This is a genomic window from Syntrophaceae bacterium, assembly GCA_013177825.1.
Classification (GTDB): domain Bacteria; phylum Desulfobacterota; class Syntrophia; order Syntrophales; family PHBD01; genus PHBD01.
Genome location: JABLXX010000001.1, coordinates 588,528 through 606,986 on the forward strand (window position 1 = coordinate 588,528; position 18,459 = coordinate 606,986).

The window sequence follows — 18,459 nt, forward strand, 5'->3', positions numbered from 1 at the left end:
TATCCCATTGCCCCGCCACACCTGCTCCGACGGGGACAAAGCCGGCTGACCGGCTTCCACGTGTGGTAGGCAAAGGTTTTCTTCCCTTCTGTACGGCTGACGTGCACCCGCTTCAGCCCCGTTTGATTTCCCCGTAATAATTTTCATCCCGGAATGCACCTTTCGGCCATGACCAAACGGTTTGGTAGAGGTCCGTACCTGTACCTGGGGCCGAACGTTTCCCCTCGGCCACGGCGATGCAGGTCGGTGGAAGTATAACATTCCGATTATTTTACGGATTACATGACCACGATAAAAACGACTTGACAGGCAAACGGAGAAAACTTAATTTTCGAACCAAAAGTTAAGTTTTTCTGGAGCGACTCATGGCCAAGAATCTCGACAAAGAAAAAATCCTCGATGTGGTCCGCACGATGTCGGTGAAATACGGCTTCGACAAGCTGACCCTGGCGGACATCGTCCGCCCCCTCGGCGTCAAGAAAACGGCCCTCTATCACTATTTCCCCGGCGGAAAGTGGGAGATGATCGAGGCCATGCTGCACTCCGAGGAAGAGAAGATCATGCGGAAGATGGAGGAGGCCGTCGCCGGGGAATCCGATCCCCGTCAGAAGCTGCGGGCCATGGTCCTGTCGGTCCTCGAACACACCCGCGGCCTGAGGGAGATGCTGGACGTCCCCCGCGAGATGGCGGAGCAGCTGGGCGTCATTTACGGAAACCTTGAGCTGTCCTTCAACCGGAACATGATCGACATGCTCGTGGCGATTCTCGAAGAAGGGAAGTTGCTGAAAATATTCATGGACATCGATACGAGTCAGCTGGCCATGTCGATCCATTTCATCATGCATCGCATCCATCCGCCCCTTGCCTACGAGGAGAGCTGGCCGGTGCTGAAGGAGCGGGTGGACGGGTTTCTGAACCTGCTCTTCTACGGGATCGTCCGCCCTGAGTGCCGTCCGGTGCCCGAGCAAGCATGAGTGGAACGGTGAGGCCGCATGTTGAAAACCAGAGGTAATCGTCTCGAAAGTGCTCGGTTCATTGCCTGCCTCCTCGTGATTCCGGTTTTCCTTGCCGCCGGCTGCAGCGGCGGCAAGGGCGCGAACGAGCAGGCCAGTGCCCCTGTTCCCGTGGTCCTGAAGACAATCGAGAAGGCGGATGTCGAAAGGGTGATCTCCGTCACCGGGAACATCGAGGGGTTGAGAACCGCCCGGCTGGGCTTCCTGGTGGCCGGGAAGATCAACTACATTGCCGCGAGGGAAGGGGAGACCGTCCGGGCGGGGCAGCTCCTGGCGAGCCTTGATCCGGAGAGTTACCGGATCGGCAAGGAGATGGCGGATGCCGCCGTCGCCCAGCTTGAGGATGAATACAACCGGCTGACCCTCATGCACGAGCGGAAAAGCGTCTCCGACAGCGACTACGCAAAAATCACCAGCGGTCTGAGGCAGGCCCGGGCGCAACAGCGGCTGCAGGCGAAAAACCTGGCGGACACGAGGCTGTACACGCCTTTCAGCGGGATTCTCCTGAAGCGCGGGGTCGAGGTGGGGGAGATCATCGGTACGGGCATGCCCGTCTTCGCGGTCTCCGACATCCACGTCGTGAAGGTCAACGCCTCCGTTCCCGAGACGGACCTCCAGTTCATCCGGATGGGCTCGGAGGCCCGGGTGCGCGTTTCCTCCCTCGATTCGGAATATGCGGGGAAGGTCGTGGAGATCGGCTCCCTCGCGGAAGCGACGACCCGGGCGTTTCCCGTGAAGATAGAAGTCAAAAATCCAGGCCTGCTCATGCGGCCGGGCATGACGGCGGACATCCGGATCCAGTCCGGAAGGAAGACGGAAACCATGGCCGTGCCCGGGGAAGCGGTCCTGCGCGACCCGGACAACGCGGCCTATGTCTTCGTCGTCGATGAAACCAGGAAACAGGCCTTCAAGCGCCGGATCTCCCTCGGGGAGATCCGCGAAAACAGCATCTCCGTGGTCTCCGGTCTCGCTCCGGGCGAGCGGATCGTGGTCGGCGGCCAGCACAAGCTCAACGACGGCACTCCCGTTGCGATCAAGCCGGAACCATGAACTTCGTCAGGAAATCCCTGAAGTATCCCCAGGTCACCGTCTCCGTCCTCCTCATCCTGTTTGCCGTCGGCACGTGGTCCCTCCTGGAGATGCCGCGGCGCGAAGACGCCAGGATCCGTATCCGGGTGGGGCAGGTCATTGCCTTCTACCCCGGGGCCGATTCCCTGCAGGTCGAGGAGCAGGTCACGAAGAAGCTGGAGCAGTACCTGTTCCAGTATGAGGAGGTCCGGAAGGAGAAAACGACCTCCACGACCCGCGACGGCGTCGTTATCATCAATGTCTGGCTGAACGACAGCGTGAAAGACCTGGATGTGTTCTGGAGCAAGCTGAACCACCAGCTGCTCGTCCAGAAGGCCGTCAGCCTGCCGCCGGGCGTGCAGGGCCCCATCGTGAATTTCGAATTCGGCGACGTGGAAGCGCTGATGATCGCCATTGAAATGGACGATCCCGACTATGCCCGGATGAACGACTGCGCCCGGAAGCTGGAAGACGGCCTCCGGACCGTCAAGGCTGTCTCGAAGATCAAGCGCATCGGCGGCCAGAAGGAGCAGATCGTCATCTCGGCGGACAGCGCGAAGCTGGAACGCTACGGAATCAGTTTTGCGACGGCCATGATGGTCCTGCAGTCGCAGAACACCATCGGCCCCGCGGGCGACCTGAAAACGCAGGACTCGCAGGTCCGCCTTTACACAAAGGGATATTACCGGACGGAGGCGGAGATCGGCGACCAGATCATCGGCCTGGCCAGGACCGGCGAGACGGTTCGCCTGAGGGACGTGGCGACGATCCGGAGGCAGTACCAGGAACCGGCCTCCAAGGCCACGGTCAACGGCAGAAGCACCATGCTCCTTGCCGTTCAGATGCACGAGGGCCGCAATATCGTCGATTTCGGCAGGGAGGTAGAGGGGAAGCTGGCCGAAACGGCGAGGCTTCTCCCGGCTGGCGTCAAACTGACCACGATCGTCAACCAGCCCGCCGTGGTCGCGCAGAACGTCGGCCATTTCCTTCGCGAATTCATGCTGGCCATCGTCGCGGTCATCCTGGTCATTGTGCTTCTCCTCCCGTTCCGCGTTGCCGCCGTGGCCGCCATGGCCATCCCCATGACCGTCGCCGTGACGTTCGGTGTCATGCACGCCCTGGGCATCGAGCTGCACCAGGTCTCCCTGGCCTCCCTGATCGTGGCGCTGGGCATGGTCGTGGACGACGCCGTCGTCGTCGCCGATAATTACGTGGAGCTGCTGGACGGGGGAGTGGACCGGAAGATCGCCGCCTGGCGCAGCGCCTCCGACCTCGTGGTGCCCATCCTGACGGCGACGGTGACCATCATCGCGGCGTTCCTGCCGATGACGCTTCTGACGGGCATGGTCGGCGAGTTCATCATCGCCCTGCCCCTGACCGTGTCCATCGCCCTGGCGGCTTCTTTTCTCGTCGCCATGGTCCTGACGCCGCTCCTCTGCCTGACGTTCATCAGGAAAGGTCTTCACGGTGAGGAAGGAACCGGGAAAAAGCGCGGCGTAAAAGAGCGGTCCCTTCTCGACTTCATGCAGCTTGGATATGACCGGGCCATCGCCTGGTGCATGGCCCACTCCCGGGTGGCGATCTCCGCCTGCCTCGTCATCATCCTGCTGGCGGCGGCTCTGTACCAGGCCACCCCCCAGAAATTCTTTCCGGCGGCGGAGCGAAACCAGTTCGTCGTGGAGCTGTGGATGCCCACGGGCACGAAACTGGAGAAGACCGAGCAGGCCGTCCGGAAGATCGAGAGCCTGCTGAAAAACGACCGGCGGGTCGTGAACTATGCCGGCTTCATCGGCATGGGGGCGCCCCGTTTTTATTACAACTTCATTCCTGAACCGCCGGGCGCCAATTTTGCGCAGGTGATCGTGAACACGAACACAGACGAAGAGGCGAAGCAGCTCCAGCGTGAGCTGAACGCCCGGGTGGACGGGGAGGTCCCCGAAGGGAGGGTCCGGGCCAGGCTCATGCAGCAGGGAGTCCCCGCCGCCGCGTCCGTCGAGGTCCGGATCGTCGGCGACGACATCGCGACCCTGAAAAGCGCCGGCCGTCAAGTGGAGGACATTCTCCGGGATACCCATGCCGCTGCCTTCATCCGCTCCGACTTCCGGGAGGATTATTACGGCGTCTCCGTTCGGCTCCTGGACAACGCCGCCCGCATGGGCTTCACCACGGAAAGCGTCGCCAAGTCCATTTACGCCGGCTTCACCGGCGCCCCGGTTTCGACCCTCTACGAGGGCAACACGCCCGTGGAGATCCTGCTGCGCCTGGATGAACGGAGCCGGGGCAGCTTCGACCACCTCCAGAACATGTATCTGCCGTCTCCCGTGACCGGGGCGGCGGTGCCGCTGCGCCAGATTGCGACCCTGGAGCCGCAGTGGCACGACGGCCAGATCCGCCACCTCAATGGTCTTCGGACGCTGACGGTTCAATGCGAGCCCGCGGAGGGCTTCCTGGCCTCGCAGGTCCTGAAAAAGGCGCGGCCGCAGATAGCCAGGATCGCGCTCCCCCCGGGATACCGGATCGAATACGGCGGGGAATACGAAAACCGGAAGGAGACGTTTTCGGAGATGCTGGTGGTGCTGGCCATCAGCCTGGTTCTCATCTTTCTCGTTCTGCTGTTGCAGTTCCGCAATCTGAAGGAGTCCTTCATCGTCATGCTGACCATTCCCCTGAGCATGTTCGGGGCGTTTCTGGGACTGCTGATCACGGGCAATCCCTTCGGATTCACGGCGTTTGTCGGCCTGATCAGCCTGTCGGGCATCGTGGTCCGGAACGCCATCATCCTCATCGACCATGCCAACGAGCTCTGCCGCGGCGGCGCTTCCATCCGGACGGCCGCCCTGGAGTCCGGGAAAAGAAGGCTGCGGCCCATCTTTCTCACGGCCAGCGCGGCGGCGATCGGCGTCCTTCCCATGATCCTTTCCGGGTCACCCCTGTGGAGCCCCCTGGCCAGCGTAATCGCCGTGGGCATCATGTTCTCCATGGTCATCTCGCTCCTCCTGGTGCCCGTTCTTTACGCCGTCATGATCAAACCTTCCGACATCATGGTGAAGTCTCCGGCTGTCCATGAAAGACCCGTCCACGCAGGCTTTCGCGAAACAGTCGCTTCCCTGCTCCTGATCGCCCTGATTCTCGTTCCGATCGGCGCCGGCGCGCAGGACGGCCCGGAGCGGCTGAATCTGCAGAAGGTTACGGAACTGGCCGTCCGGAACAACCGGCTGCTCCATATCAAAGACCTCCAGGTGGATGAAAAGCGGCAGAAGGTGAACGAAAGCAAGGTCAAGTATTTCCCCGCCGTCGTGGTCGGCGGCTCATATCAGTACAGCAGCGTGGCCGGCACGGTCGATCTCAGCCAGGGATTTCTCGGCACGGTTTCCACGGGGTCCGTCCGTCTGCCGGTCCCTTCGGTGGACCTGGCCCTGGATCTGAACAGTTACGATATTGCCGGCGCGGGAGTCCGCTTCTATCAGCCCGTCTCGCAAATCCCGAAGATCCGGTCTGGTGTTGAAATTTCCAAGGCGGACCTGAAGATTTCGGAAATCGAGCAGGCCAGGGCGGCCATGCAGGTGAAGCAGGCCGCGGAGAAGCTCTATTTCGGCCTGCTCATCCTCCAGAGGCAGAAGGAGGAGGCACAGATCAAGCGGACCCTGGCGAAACGGAAGCTGTACGACGTCGAGAGCGCCGTCCTGGCCGGCAAAACGACGGCCTCCAGCCTGGCGGGATTGAAGGCCGCCGTGGCCGACGAAGAGCAGAACCTTCTGAAGATCCGGATCCAGATCGACGACTATTCCGCCGACCTGAGGCACCTGATCGGACTGCCGTTCTCAACTCCATTCGTCCTCGATCCGGTGAGCTTCGACGATGCCGCATACGATCTCTTGCCGGTGGACGCCCTGGCGCGGGAGGCACAGGCCGGCAACAGCGATCTGAAGGCGGCGGCCGTTCAGAAAGCCAAGGCCGAGCATGCGATCGATGCCAGCCGCTACAGCTACCTGCCGGACTTCGGCGTGATGGGCGGCTATACCTGGCAGGTGGGCAATGCACACTTCCGGCAGAGCGCGATCCATTCCGGGTTCGATCCGGGCTGGAACGTCCGGGACGCCTTCGTCGGCGTCTCTCTCCAGTGGAACATCCAGGACGCCGTCTCCAACGTGTACGTGAAGAGGCAGCGCCTCGCCCTGAAAAGGCAGGCCGAAGAGAACCTGGCCAACACGCTGGAGCAGGTGAATGCGGACATCGAAAAGGCGCACCGGAAGGCCACCCAGGCGGTCGAGCTGATTTCCGTCGCCGGGAAGGTGGTCGACTACCGCCGGGAAGATTACCGGATCCAGAAAGACCGGTACGAGGCCGGGCTGAGTCTCGAAGCGGACTATCTCACGGCGAAGGCGGCCCTCATGAAGGCCGAATCGGACCTCTTCGCCGCACAGCTGAATTACCGGGTCGCCGTGACGGACCTGCAGCTTCTGGCGGGGAGGTTGTAGCGGTTCGAGAAGGAAGGAAGTCCGATTCCACCGGTCCATTGTCAGCGGCCGATACCGATTCATTCCTGTCCCTGCGGGGAACCCCAATTGCGGCAGGCGGCAGCCGGCTCACACCAATCGATGCCGGCCTGGAAGCGGATCGACCTGTTCGCTGTGACCGGAATCGCAGTACGCGGCTCCATTCGACGGGAATGGAGCCGTATATTTCTTTGACATACCAGGGCGCTTCGTTTATACAGGCCAGCAAAACAATAGTTGTTTTCTAATAATTTCCTCAACTCAACCGCGAAAAGGAGAACGTCATGATCTTTCCCCGCCGATTTTCCCTCTCCCTGTGCCGAACTTTTTCGGTTGCCGTTGTTATGTGTTTCTTCATCTGTGTTTCTCAGGCCCAGGCGTTTTCCCTGGAGGGTGCGCTGAAAAAGGTGATCCCTCCGGTCAAGAAGGCGCCTGCATCGCAGGCGCAGCAGTCTGACCGGAATGCCTCGCCGGCCGGCGGCTCTTCGGTCCCGTCCGGCATCCCCGTGAAAGGTCTGGCAGGTGAGATTTCGCCGAACCTGCAGTTTTCCGTGACAAAGAACCTCACGACCTATGAAGGCTCAAACATGGAGTTTGTGCCGGGAGATTGGGTCGTCGGATTTACAAAGAGTTTCGATAAGCAGGTCGCCGCCGAAAACCAGGACAAGGACGTGACCTTCATCTACGAGTTCCATACGGACGGCACACTGCTGGCAACGCATTCCTTCAAACGGAAATTTCAGCTTCAGGGCAGCTACTTCCAGTTCAACATCCTGCCGGATCCCTCGTCCTCGGTGAACAAGTCCCTGCGCTGGGACTGGTCCGGCCGCTTTGCTGTCGCCCTGTCCACCCTGTCCGCAGGCAAACATCCCATCCTGGTCAAGGGATACATCGAGTCGAGCGGCAAGAAGACGTTGGTGATGCTCGGCACCGTGACGTACAACAATTCCGGCGGTAACGGCCAAATGGCCAGTTACGGCCCGCAGATCGACAAAAACGCCAGCTTCGATATCGAGGCGGAGAACGCCAAATTCAAGAGCAAGGGGGAGTGGGAGGACTTCAGGCTCAATGTCTACAACGACTGCGGCGTGAGGGTGATCATCAAATTTGCCAACAAGAAGAGCTCCGACTGGACCTTGTCGCTGTCTCCCCTTGAAACCAAAAGCATCACCATCACGGACATGGAATCCATTTATGTAAAGAAACCCGGTCGGGATTTTATCAGCGGTCCGTCCGTGTCGACCTTCGACAAGGGAAAAACCATCCGGCTGTGCCGCTGACAGAGCGGGCGATTTCAACAAGTGGTCAAGATGGAGAATGTCGAACTGAATAAAACGTGAACAGGAACGATCGATCTTAAGAATTTTCTTGAGCCCGGATCCGGGTTTGTAAAAACGCGGGTGTCCATTTTGGACGGTGCTCAAGAGATTTCAAAAAAAACTTAAAGGAGGATGTATGAAAAAATTGTTGATCGGAATCGTTGTGGTTGCTTTTTTCGCGTCGAGCAGTGCGTTTGCCCTCCAGGGCAAGGAATTGGTGGACTGCGGCATTCAGGTTTCTAAAGCATTGGAGGAAGATAATAAGAAATGCCATGAAAAGTATGGGCAGGACGGATCGAAAGACAGAAAAGGATTCAATAAGTGCAAATATTATGCGAAAGATAAGTATGAGGAAGGCAACAAAAAGTGCAAAGAAAGAACTAAGTAGATAGCCGTATTTCGTGTGGCGAGTGGACTTGCGGATCAGTCTGTCGCGATAGCCGATATCTTGGGCGCCAGCTCTCCACTCCATCAGCACAAAGAAAGGGCTGCAGGCCGTTGGTGGTCTGCAGCCCTTTCTTATTCCGGCCGCGGGACGCAACGTGGCGGCGGGTGCTGATAGACGGGGGCACACCTTTTCTTCGATGGATCGTTCATCATTTGTTGCTGTGATTTCAATCGGATGTATCAGAACCGTGAAAATTCCATTTCTACTAGAGAGATTTCATGGTTCATGCCCGGGTTGAGTCCAGGTGGGACTTTACAGGCGGTCGTTGTTTTCGAACGCCCGTGGCGTGTACAGCGTTTGTCGGTAAGATACCGCCCCCGACAGCGGTTCTTCGCCACGGCCGCGGGGAACACGCAATCCGCTTCGTCCTCCTCTATCCCGTTTGCGGTTCATCCCCACGCCCGTGGGGAACACTATCGTCTCGCTCGCCCGGTGGCTGATTTCCTCGGTTCATCCCCACGCCCGTGGGGAACACTCAGCAACCCCGTAGCACCGTCCGCCAACGGTCGGTTCATCCCCACGCCCGTGGGGAACACACCATGCGGCAGTTGTGCTGACTGGACGACCACGGTTCATCCCCACGCCCGTGGGGAACACCTCGGATGATTGAACCACGCATGACGCGGCGACGGTTCATCCCCACGCCCGTGGGGAACACGGTTCGATGGACAGAAACTTCTTCCCCGGCACCGGTTCATCCCCACGCCCGTGGGGAACACACGCAGAGGCCCGCCTTGCCGAAGAACACGGACGGTTCATCCCCACGCCCGTGGGGAACACATCGAGGAAATCTGGGACGTCTCCCCGGTCGTCGGTTCATCCCCACGCCCGTGGGGAACACAGGATTCCGGACGTTCCCGCGTCGTTGTCCCCCGGTTCATCCCCACGCCCGTGGGGAACACAACAAACACATTGTAATCCATTCTGCTCCACACGGTTCATCCCCACGCCCGTGGGGAACACATCTTCTCTTCCGTGACGGCCAGGTCCGCAATCGGTTCATCCCCACGCCCGTGGGGAACACGTCCATGTCGTCGCGTCCGCGCTGTATCCAACCGGTTCATCCCCACGCCCGTGGGGAACACGCTGAATAGAACTGAGCCTCCGAATCGTCCGTCGGTTCATCCCCACGCCCGTGGGGAACACAGGAGCATCTGGATTTTCGTGATGGCGTAGTCCGGTTCATCCCCACGCCCGTGGGGAACACATTTCTTCCCTTGACAGGATGATTTCAATTCGCGGTTCATCCCCACGCCCGTGGGGAACACCTCACAACTGGCCCCCATGATTGGAGTCGCCGCGGTTCATCCCCACGCCCGTGGGGAACACTCGGGAAACGGTCGGATTTGGCAACCCATAATCGGTTCATCCCCACGCCCGTGGGGAACACGGGGACCAGGGATATCATCCGCCGTGCGCCCTCGGTTCATCCCCACGCCCGTGGGGAACACTCGTCCATGCACCCGTGGACGGTAGCGATAGCCGGTTCATCCCCACGCCCGTGGGGAACACCCAGGCAGAGACAACCACCAGGACGGACAGGCCGGTTCATCCCCACGCCCGTGGGGAACACATGTATCCGATTGTCGATCCGGCGAGATTGTACGGTTCATCCCCACGCCCGTGGGGAACACGCGTTTGGGGCTGTGGTCGTTTTGCTTCTGACCGGTTCATCCCCACGCCCGTGGGGAACACTTCTGCTCATCCTGTCCTTGATCCGTTCGTCTCGGTTCATCCCCACGCCCGTGGGGAACACCACTCAACGTCTGATAACGTCAATTCTGTCAACGGTTCATCCCCACGCCCGTGGGGAACACCCGCCTACTCGCAAACCAATTCATCACCTCACCGGTTCATCCCCACGCCCGTGGGGAACACGATTGTCTCGCTCGCCCTGTGGCTGATCTCCTCGGTTCATCCCCACGCCCGTGGGGAACACTAGCTCATGCCGGACAGGCGGTCTTGTGCTATCGGTTCATCCCCACGCCCGTGGGGAACACTGCCCACTGCGGCGTCAACGCTCTTTTTCGAGCGGTTCATCCCCACGCCCGTGGGGAACACTCTCGAGGAGGCGCCGGAGAATGCGCCGTATCCGGTTCATCCCCACGCCCGTGGGGAACACCTGTCATTGGATGATGTTGGTTCCGTCAATCTCGGTTCATCCCCACGCCCGTGGGGAACACGAGCGGGTACGCGACAGAGGAGGCCATGACCTCGGTTCATCCCCACGCCCGTGGGGAACACATTGGATAAATGGACGCATTTCAGAAAACAACCGGTTCATCCCCACGCCCGTGGGGAACACAGGTCTTTTATTCATACGACGACTGCACGGCCCGGTTCATCCCCACGCCCGTGGGGAACACTTTGTAAAATGCCAAAAACTCCCCGGAGTATTCGGTTCATCCCCACGCCCGTGGGGAACACATCAAATCCCACACGCTCTCCGCCGTCCTGGCCGGTTCATCCCCACGCCCGTGGGGAACACATTCAGCAGGTAGCGGCGCCGTTTGTCCGGATCGGTTCATCCCCACGCCCGTGGGGAACACTGTAGGGGCTACGCCTTGCGCCACTCCTTTAGCGGTTCATCCCCACGCCCGTGGGGAACACGCCACATTTAAGGCGTGTATCAGTTTTGCCACCGGTTCATCCCCACGCCCGTGGGGAACACCTCTTGCTCTGCTTTTCCGTGATCCGGATCGACGGTTCATCCCCACGCCCGTGGGGAACACCCGACGGTTACGGCTTTCTCGGGCCACACTACCGGTTCATCCCCACGCCCGTGGGGAACACACTCCGCACATGGTCTTGATGTCTGCCGAGGTCGGTTCATCCCCACGCCCGTGGGGAACACTTGTAGACCGTGGCGCCGATATAAGGGCTGACCGGTTCATCCCCACGCCCGTGGGGAACACGCCTTGTATTTCACGAAAATTTTCATGACGAACGGTTCATCCCCACGCCCGTGGGGAACACAGGACGTCAGAGCCCCCGGCGGTCCATTCGGACGGTTCATCCCCACGCCCGTGGGGAACACCCCGACGCATTCCACCCTGGCCGACATCATTTCGGTTCATCCCCACGCCCGTGGGGAACACAACAGAGTGTTGTCGCCTTCCTTGGGAACCGGCGGTTCATCCCCACGCCCGTGGGGAACACTCCCCCGGGAGTATTGCGAACCCGTCATGAGACGGTTCATCCCCACGCCCGTGGGGAACACTCCACCTTCCTATTTAGGATCATCCCCACGGCCGGTTCATCCCCACGCCCGTGGGGAACACTCCACAAACGCCATGCTCGTAGATTGATAGTCCGGTTCATCCCCACGCCCGTGGGGAACACGCAAAAAATGCCCTTCGTGGAATGGTCCATGGCGGTTCATCCCCACGCCCGTGGGGAACACTTCGCCCCACTTAAGCATCCCGTTTCTCGCCGCGGTTCATCCCCACGCCCGTGGGGAACACTCCGGGCGGATCGGCACGGCGTTCTCTCCCTGCGGTTCATCCCCACGCCCGTGGGGAACACGTGGAAACCGATTAACCTGTGCGAGACCTGCGCGGTTCATCCCCACGCCCGTGGGGAACACTTCGGGAGCAGCCCGGGAAGAACGTTGCTCGTCGGTTCATCCCCACGCCCGTGGGGAACACGTAAATCTGCGGCCACACAACGCCCGCCTCCACGGTTCATCCCCACGCCCGTGGGGAACACGCCTCCATGAGCCATGGGCTGGCCGGTAGGATCGGTTCATCCCCACGCCCGTGGGGAACACATGGAAGAGGGGGGCTCGGGGGATTGTGAAGACGGTTCATCCCCACGCCCGTGGGGAACACATGATTGTATCAATGGCTGGTTTGAATTCTTCCGGTTCATCCCCACGCCCGTGGGGAACACGGCTGAGTGAAAATTATCTCACCAAAATGGTTCGGTTCATCCCCACGCCCGTGGGGAACACGCCTCCAGGGCGTTCTGGACAATCCAGAGGATCGGTTCATCCCCACGCCCGTGGGGAACACAAATTACATCCCTGGAGGCAAAAAGCCTTAGGCGGTTCATCCCCACGCCCGTGGGGAACACTTGGCGAGGGCCTTCAGGGCATCACGCGCCGCCGGTTCATCCCCACGCCCGTGGGGAACACCCGATGATATCTGTTGAATTTGGAAAAGGAGCCGGTTCATCCCCACGCCCGTGGGGAACACATCGCCGCTGTCGTGACCCCGATTCCCGCCCCCGGTTCATCCCCACGCCCGTGGGGAACACGGTCGGCGGGCGTCATGGCTAGGCTCCTATACCGGTTCATCCCCACGCCCGTGGGGAACACCTGATAGACCGCTGGCGGGACGAACTCCTGTCCGGTTCATCCCCACGCCCGTGGGGAACACCACGCCATAGTTCTGTTGCTCAACAGTGACGACGGTTCATCCCCACGCCCGTGGGGAACACCCCTTCCCTGTATCCCACTTTTTCCTTTAGCTCGGTTCATCCCCACGCCCGTGGGGAACACGCCCAAGATCGCACAGTCATGTCGTGAATGGTCGGTTCATCCCCACGCCCGTGGGGAACACTGCCTGTCGGATACTGCGTAGCCTCAAGAGAACGGTTCATCCCCACGCCCGTGGGGAACACTCGTCCATGCAATTGTGGACGGTGGCGATGGCCGGTTCATCCCCACGCCCGTGGGGAACACGAATCAGAAGGTAGTCGCAAAGTTTTTTGATCCGGTTCATCCCCACGCCCGTGGGGAACACGGGTCATGGTGCTACCTCCCATTCCGTTTCAACGGTTCATCCCCACGCCCGTGGGGAACACCGCCCTGGCCGCGATGGCTGTCGGCGGGCTCGCGGTTCATCCCCACGCCCGTGGGGAACACGCGAAAGAGGGGCCAAGAGCGTCGACGCTCCCCGGTTCATCCCCACGCCCGTGGGGAACACGGAAAAGGGCATCGGAAAGGCCATTCTGGAGGCGGTTCATCCCCACGCCCGTGGGGAACACTGTTGTGCCGTTGCGGTCTGCATATCTTCTGCCGGTTCATCCCCACGCCCGTGGGGAACACCAATCAGGATAGAGCCCGTGCCGCAAATCGTTCGGTTCATCCCCACGCCCGTGGGGAACACTTCAATGAAACATTGCCGCCCCAATCCGCGATCGGTTCATCCCCACGCCCGTGGGGAACACAGGGGATGAATAAGTGGGACGAAATGAGGACGGGGTTCATCCCCACGCCCGTGGGGAACACGCCCGTCGTGACCGAGGGCGGACCGTCCGTGGCGGTTCATCCCCACGCCCGTGGGGAACACTTCCGCTGCAATGAGACTCTAACGCGATGCAACGGTTCATCCCCACGCCCGTGGGGAACACAGGCTACCGGCGGCGTCGTTTCCTGCATGGATCGGTTCATCCCCACGCCCGTGGGGAACACTACCTGCCTCGTCACGGCCCCCTGATCCCCGACGGTTCATCCCCACGCCCGTGGGGAACACTTCAAAGGAAGCTCAATACACGGTCAATAGACCGGTTCATCCCCACGCCCGTGGGGAACACACCGCCGTCCACGGGAGCGGCCATTTCAACCCCGGTTCATCCCCACGCCCGTGGGGAACACCGGACTATCCTTCCGCGCCGTCCGAGCCGAGCCGGTTCATCCCCACGCCCGTGGGGAACACGACTTTTCCCACGTTCCGCCGGATCGCCTGATCGGTTCATCCCCACGCCCGTGGGGAACACCCTCCTCCTTCCTCATCCCAACCGTATTGCAGCGGTTCATCCCCACGCCCGTGGGGAACACATGAGCCGTTTGATTCCATTCATTCTTTGGCTCGGTTCATCCCCACGCCCGTGGGGAACACACTTCTTCTATCCCATTAAAACCATATTGAATTTTCAAAGAACCTTTTTCTACCGACAAATTCCCTGTCCAAAGTCACTGCCTTTATTATTGCTTGACGATGTCCTTTCTCGATTCCTCCGGCAGGAATGAAACGAGCTTGATGCCGTCCATTTCGACGGGAATCCGCCGATTGGCTCCAAGGGTCATGAAATCAAAACCTGATTCCGTATTGGTGCTCCAGGCCATGACGGCATTTCCATCCGCCACCCCTTTTTCGATTTGACTCCAGATCATTTCCCGGATCCGGCGGGATGCTTTTCCAACGTATATTCCCGCCCGAACTTCCAGAAGCCAGATGGCGAGTCTCCCCCGCAGCCGTGGAGGGACATTTTCAACCACGATGACCAGCATCGCCGAGTCCCTCCTTATTGGGTATTGCTGGTTCGATGGATTCAGGCGCCGGCTCCGGCATTTTCAACTCGCCGGAAGCGAGGACTTCCTCAATGGTCGGGATGATTCGATGCAGAATCCTGGATTGGCGGAAAGCATCGCGACAGGCGAGGCGGACCTCCCGTTCGGGATCCCGGGGGGATCGGGCAGCAATCCTGAAAGCCACGGGAACAACCGTATCGAACTTGAAAATATCTGCGATATCGTAGACGAAAGACTGCGGTTTCCCTGTATGGATGAAACCTACAGCCGGCGCATAGCCCGCGGCCAAGATCGCCGCTTCGCAGATACCATACAGGCAAGACGTCGCCGCGGACAGGCAGCGATTCGGAACATCGCCGCTGCCCCATTCATCGTGATTGTAATTCCGACTCTTCCAGGTAACACCGTGTTGCCTGGCCAGCAGTTCATACATCTTGCGGACCCTGACTCCCTCGATCCCTCGAAGCTGCTCCACACTGCGCCTTTCAGGCGGTTCTTCCTTGAAGCGGAGGGTGTACATCTTGCGGACTACCTTGAGCCGGGCTGTATCGTCCAGAGCCAGCCTGGCCTGGTAAAGAAGACGATCCGCCCGGGCACCACCAGGCTGGCCGGAGGCATAGAGCCGCACGCCTCCCTCCCCGGTCCAGACAAGGAGACAGCCTGTCCGTGATGCCAGGGTCACCGCTGCGTGAGACACCCTGATTCCGGGTTCCATCATCAGACAGGCAACGCCGCCGACAGGAATGTGGGTTCGGATTCCGTTCTTGTCCACGAGAACGAATGCGCCATCCAGGACATCGAGGTTCCCCTTCTCGACGAACAGGACTGAAACACGATCTTTGATCGGGATTGGCTTCAGGGGCGGGAGGAGAGGTTGCATGGTCGCGACTCCTTTGTTCTCAAGGTAATCAGGATTTCTTGCCGCATTCTTTTTTCGATCCAGTTGTTGGAATAACCCTTAGCCTTGTAAAGCGCTCGCGTCCGTTTTGTTGCCAGTTCGGGATCTTCGATCTCCTGTAACCATTCATAACCGACCCGTGCCAGCCATCGCTTGAACGGCTCCGCCTTGGGGGAGGGGATAGACTGGATGATGCGGAAAATGCCCTCGGTGTTGGCGCAGTTGGCTTTTTGCTTTCCACCCGGCGTTTCAATCCAAAGGGGGGTGGCAATTTGCCCCCACCCTTTGGATAACTCAGCGTCACGACGACGAATATCTTTTACATAACCGGCAGGATCGATAGAATCTGTCAATACGGCAACAATATCGACAATTGCGAACCACCATTCACTGTTGTGAAGTGTTCGTCTGATTTCCCTGCCCTTGTGAAAGGACCATTCTGGTTTCCATGTTTAGATCCTTGCGAGAGAGAGAAGCCCACATCCGAAGGCCTTGGCTGGGCCGATTCCCTTGATTATCTGGTTCCTGAATTCATCTTGATTGAGGACCTGTAATATCCCTTGGAAAACGACAGGTTGTATCTTTCCGATTCGCTTTTCTCTAATCTTGTGGAAATTCAGAACAGGCCGTTTTTCCACTTCAGCAATTTCAACCACAGCAAAACCGTTTAGTTTTCTGGTTAACCAAGTCTGTCGGTCTTCGTCACGCAATAATGGGACACGGCATTTTTTCTCCTGGCCATCCCCCTTTAATCGTCCATGCTCGTCAGCAATCGTTTTCACCGGGTTGGCAACCAGCAAAAAACGCAACCGCTGTCCTGCACGCAATAACAGAGGATATTCCTTGCAGGCGACGAGACGGACCTCTTTTGATGGCGATGGCAATGGTTCACGAATGGATTGAAGCAATACTTCGGCACTTTGCTGTCCGGAATGCTCTACACGAAACAAAAAATCCCGTTGCGCATCGGCATCTTCCGGGAACAGTCTCCATAACGCGCGATGAATTTCGTAAGGATTCCGGCATGTCGAACCGCTAATCATTACTTTGCTCAAATGCATTCCTTCCTCCATAGATGTAAACATTGCGGCTGGCAAATTGACGAGGCTGATTCACAAGGGGGACATCGCGCATGCGGATTGTCCTTACAGCCCCTTGTTCTTCGCTGTAGATTGTGCCGCTATCTGAAGTCATGCTCCAAAGTGCTGTTTGTGCGTTCTCTGCCACAACTCGTGTTTCAAATAGCGGACGAGACAGGGGGCAACAGCGACGTCCCAGATATGGTGTGAACAGGGGTTTTTTGACCGCCTGCTCAAGTTCATTGAGTGAAATGAAAGCTGGCTCTATGTTCCAGACTGCGACAGTGTAAAATGCATCGAAGAGATACTCTCGCCATGTTTGAATGGTCTCATGGGTCTTGAGGCCAGTATAGTCCTTCCTTGCTTCTTTTACGGTGTGATAATCAACAAGTTTAACCGTCTGTAACGCGTACTTCTTCCCGCTGTGCCTTATCAGGAAACGATCTTCCTTACATACTGCGAAACAGATACTTTGGGCCAATTGTTGCTGGCGTTCTCGATCATTGCGTTTTATTCCTAGGCAAGCGCCGAGTAGTCCAAGCAGAGCGCTCCTGGAAGGGAGGTTTGCCGACGGGCGATATCCCTCGAACGTATGCTCTCCCCAGGCTTGCATCGGCCCATACAGCTTCAGGATCAGATAGTCCCCCATCATTACACCTCGCCGTCTCCGCGAACCCATTCTTTCAGATTATCGAGCGTTGATTTGCGGTCGATTCCTTGTGGTGTCTCGAATTGGCCGAGTACAAACGAACCGCAGCGCTCTTCCAGTCCATATCCGCTATGGATCTGTTGCCAGTAGTTCAAGAGCGCCCTGATGGATACCGCACGAAAACCGTTTCCATTGGAGCGGACCGGTTCTTCGAAGGCATTGGCCAGCGAGACCGGAATGTCGGAAAAAGAAACGAGAACGAGGTCAGCCAAATTGTGAGCGGCAAAGCTGTGCTGCTTTGCCGAAGGGACGACCGTCGCCATCATGTGCAGCACGTGTGCGGCGATTTCCAGCGCCTTTTCTCTTGGTGCGTTTCCCAGATTGTCCTGTAACTGCTTCAGATTAAGGCTGGCATATCGGTAAAAGACACCGCTCGAAAATTCCTGCGTATCAAGGTGGCCCGACCCGAGTTCCTGCAGATCATCGACAGCCGTGAACCAATCGATATCGGCGTCGACGGCGTGAGTGGTCAATATATGGGCGACAGCCAGAGCTCCTTCAATGGTTGTCATCAAGCCTGAAGTAGCCATCCTGCCGGAGAGCGCTACATCTATTGCTGATCTCATGGCTTGTCGTAATGCTGTTCGGTTATCTTCTAATCTTTTTCTAATTTTCTTATCTAATGCATCATCGCGAAAATGATCGAGAGCCTTCTTCTTTTTCCCCTTCTGTTTTTCATAAAGTTGTTTCGCTTTTTCCGTTTCCTCGTCAGATAATCCTTCTGCCCTAATATCTTTAACTATCTGGCAAATTATCTTGAATTCTTCTTTCATCCATGGAGCTACTGCAAGTCTATTATCATCGGAATCATCCGGCACTCGTTCATCCAGATTTTCGTCTTGATTGCCACTTGGTTTAGTTTTTGCGAATCTTTCTATAGCATCATTGATGGTTGCTTCATCGAACTCATCTCTTAACAACGTATGGAACTGATCTTTCAGCAATGCGAGGTCGCGACTGCGAATGCTCGTTTCTCCTAGATGCTTTCCATAGTACTCGCTCTTGCGCATGGCACGCTTGAGACTCTGGCTTGAGATTCTTACCCGGCGGACACCACCGAAAACAGCCGATTTCTGCATGTTCATGTCATCGCGGTTGAGGCAGGAGGGACTGTGGGAGATCAACACGTGGAAATTGATAAAATTTTTCATGTTTGTCTTCTCCTTTGGTAAA

Annotated in this window: 11 protein-coding genes and 1 CRISPR repeat array; of the genes, 5 read left to right on the plus strand and 6 right to left on the minus strand. The window is 58.4% G+C overall.

From position 1 onward, the window contains the following. The first annotated feature begins 365 nt into the window (after positions 1-365). The 5 genes from HPY65_02690 (at position 366) to HPY65_02710 (ending at position 8,284) form a co-directional block, all read left to right on the plus strand. A complete protein-coding gene (locus HPY65_02690; protein ID NPU83370.1) occupies positions 366-974 on the plus strand; it encodes a TetR/AcrR family transcriptional regulator in 609 nt (202 codons plus the stop codon). Between the two features lie 18 nt (positions 975-992). Next, positions 993-2,063, plus strand: a complete 1,071-nt coding sequence (locus HPY65_02695; protein NPU83371.1) for an efflux RND transporter periplasmic adaptor subunit — start codon at positions 993-995, stop codon at positions 2,061-2,063. Continuing rightward, positions 2,060-6,559: a TolC family protein gene (locus HPY65_02700; protein NPU83372.1), complete on the plus strand. Its 4,500-nt coding sequence runs from the start codon at positions 2,060-2,062 to the stop codon at positions 6,557-6,559. Before HPY65_02695 ends, HPY65_02700 begins: the two co-directional genes overlap by 4 nt. 302 nt (positions 6,560-6,861) lie before the next feature. Then, a complete protein-coding gene (locus tag HPY65_02705) occupies positions 6,862-7,857 on the plus strand; it encodes a hypothetical protein (GenBank protein ID NPU83373.1) in 996 nt (331 codons plus the stop codon). A 175-nt stretch (positions 7,858-8,032) separates the two neighbouring features. Then, the gene (locus HPY65_02710) at positions 8,033-8,284 is read left to right on the plus strand and encodes a hypothetical protein (GenBank protein NPU83374.1); all 252 of its coding nucleotides are present in this window, start codon (positions 8,033-8,035) and stop codon (positions 8,282-8,284) included. A gap of 384 nt (positions 8,285-8,668) precedes the next feature. Next, positions 8,669-14,187: direct repeats of the CRISPR family, unit length 29 nt; unit sequence CGGTTCATCCCCACGCCCGTGGGGAACAC. A gap of 86 nt (positions 14,188-14,273) precedes the next feature. Here HPY65_02710 and cas2 read toward each other — a convergent pair. The 6 genes from cas2 to cas7e are packed head-to-tail and all read right to left on the minus strand — an operon-like array spanning position 14,274 to position 18,437. After that, complete coding sequence (gene cas2 / locus HPY65_02715) at positions 14,274-14,579, minus strand: type I-E CRISPR-associated endoribonuclease Cas2 (protein NPU83375.1); 306 nt, start codon at positions 14,577-14,579, stop codon at positions 14,274-14,276. Next, positions 14,560-15,480: a type I-E CRISPR-associated endonuclease Cas1 gene (gene cas1e / locus HPY65_02720; protein NPU83376.1), complete on the minus strand. Its 921-nt coding sequence runs from the start codon at positions 15,478-15,480 to the stop codon at positions 14,560-14,562. The genes cas2 and cas1e overlap by 20 nt, the downstream gene beginning before the upstream one ends. Next, positions 15,456-15,911: a Bro-N domain-containing protein gene (locus HPY65_02725; GenBank protein ID NPU83377.1), complete on the minus strand. Its 456-nt coding sequence runs from the start codon at positions 15,909-15,911 to the stop codon at positions 15,456-15,458. Before HPY65_02725 ends, cas1e begins: the two co-directional genes overlap by 25 nt. Before the next feature lie 39 nt (positions 15,912-15,950). Next, entirely contained in the window at positions 15,951-16,559 is a 609-nt protein-coding gene (gene cas6e / locus HPY65_02730; GenBank protein NPU83378.1) for a type I-E CRISPR-associated protein Cas6/Cse3/CasE, read from the minus strand. Further along, complete coding sequence (cas5e, locus tag HPY65_02735) at positions 16,534-17,226, minus strand: type I-E CRISPR-associated protein Cas5/CasD (protein NPU83379.1); 693 nt, start codon at positions 17,224-17,226, stop codon at positions 16,534-16,536. The genes cas6e and cas5e overlap by 26 nt, the downstream gene beginning before the upstream one ends. 2 nt (positions 17,227-17,228) lie before the next feature. Then, the gene (cas7e, locus tag HPY65_02740; GenBank protein NPU83380.1) at positions 17,229-18,437 is read right to left on the minus strand and encodes a type I-E CRISPR-associated protein Cas7/Cse4/CasC; all 1,209 of its coding nucleotides are present in this window, start codon (positions 18,435-18,437) and stop codon (positions 17,229-17,231) included. Between the last annotated feature and the right edge of the window lie 22 nt (positions 18,438-18,459).

What these genes read in the sequence shown, in the direction of transcription:
- cas6e (NPU83378.1), bottom strand. Translation starts at nt 16,559, where the DNA reads ATGCATTTGAGCAAAGTAATGATTAGCGGTTCGACATGCCGGAATCCT.
- HPY65_02690 (NPU83370.1), top strand. Translation starts at nt 366, where the DNA reads ATGGCCAAGAATCTCGACAAAGAAAAAATCCTCGATGTGGTCCGCACG.
- HPY65_02695 (NPU83371.1), top strand. Translation starts at nt 993, where the DNA reads ATGTTGAAAACCAGAGGTAATCGTCTCGAAAGTGCTCGGTTCATTGCC.
- HPY65_02705 (NPU83373.1), top strand. Translation starts at nt 6,862, where the DNA reads ATGATCTTTCCCCGCCGATTTTCCCTCTCCCTGTGCCGAACTTTTTCG.
- cas5e (NPU83379.1), bottom strand. Translation starts at nt 17,226, where the DNA reads ATGGGGGACTATCTGATCCTGAAGCTGTATGGGCCGATGCAAGCCTGG.
- HPY65_02710 (NPU83374.1), top strand. Translation starts at nt 8,033, where the DNA reads ATGAAAAAATTGTTGATCGGAATCGTTGTGGTTGCTTTTTTCGCGTCG.
- HPY65_02700 (NPU83372.1), top strand. Translation starts at nt 2,060, where the DNA reads ATGAACTTCGTCAGGAAATCCCTGAAGTATCCCCAGGTCACCGTCTCC.
- cas7e (NPU83380.1), bottom strand. Translation starts at nt 18,437, where the DNA reads ATGAAAAATTTTATCAATTTCCACGTGTTGATCTCCCACAGTCCCTCC.
- cas1e (NPU83376.1), bottom strand. Translation starts at nt 15,480, where the DNA reads ATGCAACCTCTCCTCCCGCCCCTGAAGCCAATCCCGATCAAAGATCGT.
- cas2 (NPU83375.1), bottom strand. Translation starts at nt 14,579, where the DNA reads ATGCTGGTCATCGTGGTTGAAAATGTCCCTCCACGGCTGCGGGGGAGA.